This window comes from Pedobacter sp. (genome assembly GCF_041645105.1).
Taxonomy (GTDB): Bacteria; Bacteroidota; Bacteroidia; order Sphingobacteriales; family Sphingobacteriaceae; genus Pedobacter.
Window position 1 is genome coordinate 1 of the sequence record NZ_JBAZQQ010000026.1, and the last position, 2929, is coordinate 2929.

Genomic DNA, 2929 nt, shown 5'->3' on the forward strand with positions numbered 1-2929 from the left:
ATTTTTTTAAATTACAATATCTATAAACCATATATTGATAGTAAAATATATATGTTGATAAGACATAATATACCTTATGTTTATTCAAGGAATCGAGAAAAGAGGGCACACATACTATGCAGTCTACCATGGGAAGCGTCTTGTCAACAAAGTTAAACGGGAAACCAAACTTTACATTGGAAATCTTGAGAATTTAGATGAACCAAGACGAATCGACATTGAGAAACATCTTAAAGAATTGGGGGATACATCTCTTATCCAGAAATTCCATTCTATTCTATTATCCAGACAAGTTGTACCGTTAAAATTCCCATCATTGAACACACTAAATATATAAATCATTTCATGCAGGTAATATCAGTCTAACATCTGAAAAATTAATCGGGCTCGAAGGACCTTTCCACCCTTTTATAAGATGATAGACTCCAACTATGCAAAGTATCAATTCACCTGATTTCAACAGCAATTCTGCCTGGTCTGGCTCAACCCTCGTTCTGGCACCCTCTACGATTCTCGCTTTTTTCTTCAAATGATTAGACCTCTCAACAGCATCACATATTTCATCAATAGGCAAACCTGTTCGAGATACATTCTTCAGAATCAGGTAACCAAGATCCTCAACCATTTTTCGGACATTCAATCCATCCACATAAATATGTTTTCTCATAGCGATTACTCTCCCCAATGTGGGCTCGGTTTTCAATAACTTTCCAACCTTATTCAGCAAAACGATATTCCTTTTCAATTTTGAAAGTTTTCTCTGCCCTAAACCTTTATTGAGGTCATAATGAAACCTACCAGCAGCGATTACTCCATGACTCAAATAAGCCATTCCGGCAGATATTTTAGTTGTTGTATGGCCATTGCCGGTATAGATATGCACGTCATCTCCGCATATCTCTTTTACTTCGTCAATAACCTCGACTATATTCATTGCCTCAGAATCTGTTGAACGGCAAACTCCAGAAAAAATAGGGGTCATATCAATAGCTACAGCACGCAAATCCGAAAAACCAATAGTATGATATCTTCCATGATAAGTGGATAAGATACTTTTGATTCTCGCATCAACACCCATAGTATCAATAACTACACCCTCTATTTTTCGGTTTGTGATTTGCTCAATGCACTTATGGATAAATTTCAATTCCAATCGAAGTGTAGCATCCGAAATATACCTCTGGATAAAATATTTCAAATTCATAAAAGTATCAGAATCCCTGTATCTAAAATTTCTCCCAAGAAATCCAATAGAATTGTACAATCGCTCTGCAAAATCAACTTCTGTATATTCCATCGAAAATAGATCATCTGTTTGCATTTTAAACAATTGCTGATGTTCAGAAAACCAGGATGTATTAACAGTTCTGACATATAATGATACTTCTTTTAATATTTCAGACAGATTTGTCCAGGATGATGGAACTTCATCATCGGATGCTTCAATATCAGTAGTAGATAAATCACGAAGAAAACTTGTATCTACTTGAAAAGTTCCTTCGCTCAATTGTTCCAAAATGTCAGGTGTTAAATAACTTTCATCATCCGGAACTTCAATATTTTGTATTCGTTGACCAATATCTTGATAGTAGTAACTTTCTTCGAATGTTACTTTACCTTTGCGGATATAATCAATGAACCTATTGAAAGCGAGGACGGGAACAATATTTGCATAGCTATTATCAATTGCTTTGGCAAAATCAGGATTCCATGCAATGGAACGCTTTTCGTTTTCGTTCAGAGTACCCCATGTAATTTCTCCTGTTGCAAGACGATATACGGTCTTTGCCTCAATTCTGTGGAACTTCACGCCTTGAGTCATATTCGATGTTAAATCATTAATCAATTTCATGATCCATTGACATGAATCGGAATGTTTCTCCAAGAGTTTTATTCGCGTTTGTAGTTCTTCATCAATTAAAACATTCGAACATTTAAGAAGAGTATTTGGCTCTATCTTTTCTGACATTGCAAGTTGCTTGAGGTCTTTTCGAAGTTTTTCCAGTGCTTCTTTACGAAACTGGTTTTCTGTTTTTTGTCGTGATGCATTATCTGACTGCCGCATTCTTCCCTGTTCGTGAATTATCTCGTCAATGAAAAGATCCATACATTCAATAATATAGGCTGCCTGCAACTCAAAAAATAACCTTATTTGAGCTCCAATTTTCTGATTCGGATGTATTGAGGTAAGGATATTTTTTAGAAATCGGTTCCTTGTCAATATTTGTGGATAAAATCGTATAGCTTTGACGTCATACATTGAAAACCATTCTTTGCTTTTGGTTAATCGTTCACAAATCGCATTTAGGTCAGCACCACCGTAGGTCTTTAGGTCTGAAAAAATGAATAGTGTTGATAAAGCATCACGGTTTTTTTCAACGGAATAATCTGATGGTATGATGATTTTCTGGGATTCAAACCAGCGGTATTCCTTTTCATAAGAATATTGTGAGAGAAGTGTTTGGTCAACTTTCCGATAATAGGTTGATTTTGATAACGGTGCAAGATTTTCTATGTCTCTTTTTGTTTGAATTTTATCATAAATTCCTTTTTTTACTTGAATGGGATTTTCAACAAATTTGTATTCGATTTCAAGGAATTCTGAGAGGGTGATGGAGGGTTTTTCTTTTCCAAGATAGACAAAGCTTGAAAACCCTTTGTCGTTTTGAATCCAATATGCAAGTCGTCGATTTAGACCTTGTGAGGTGACATTTAAAAATTCTGCCAATTCGGTAATATCATTCCCAGTGTATCCACCATAAGCATCCTGTTTTCCCTGAAGATAAGTTAATACTTGTTCTCGCGGTATCATGGAAAGAACTTAAGTGCATTATGAATTATTAACGTTTAGTTTATTTTATTAATATATTTAGTGCGTTCAATGATGGGAATTTTAACGGTACAACTTGCAAAGGATATCATAATGGAG

Annotated in this window: 1 protein-coding gene; it reads right to left on the reverse strand. The window is 35.1% G+C overall.

Annotated elements, in window-relative coordinates:
• Window positions 1-343: 343 nt before the first annotated feature.
• Window positions 344-2812 carry a hypothetical protein gene (locus tag WC623_RS24830; RefSeq protein ID WP_372856291.1) on the reverse strand — a complete coding sequence of 823 codons (2469 nt, stop codon included), beginning with the start codon at window positions 2810-2812 and terminating at the stop codon, window positions 344-346.
• Window positions 2813-2929: the final 117 nt, after the last annotated feature.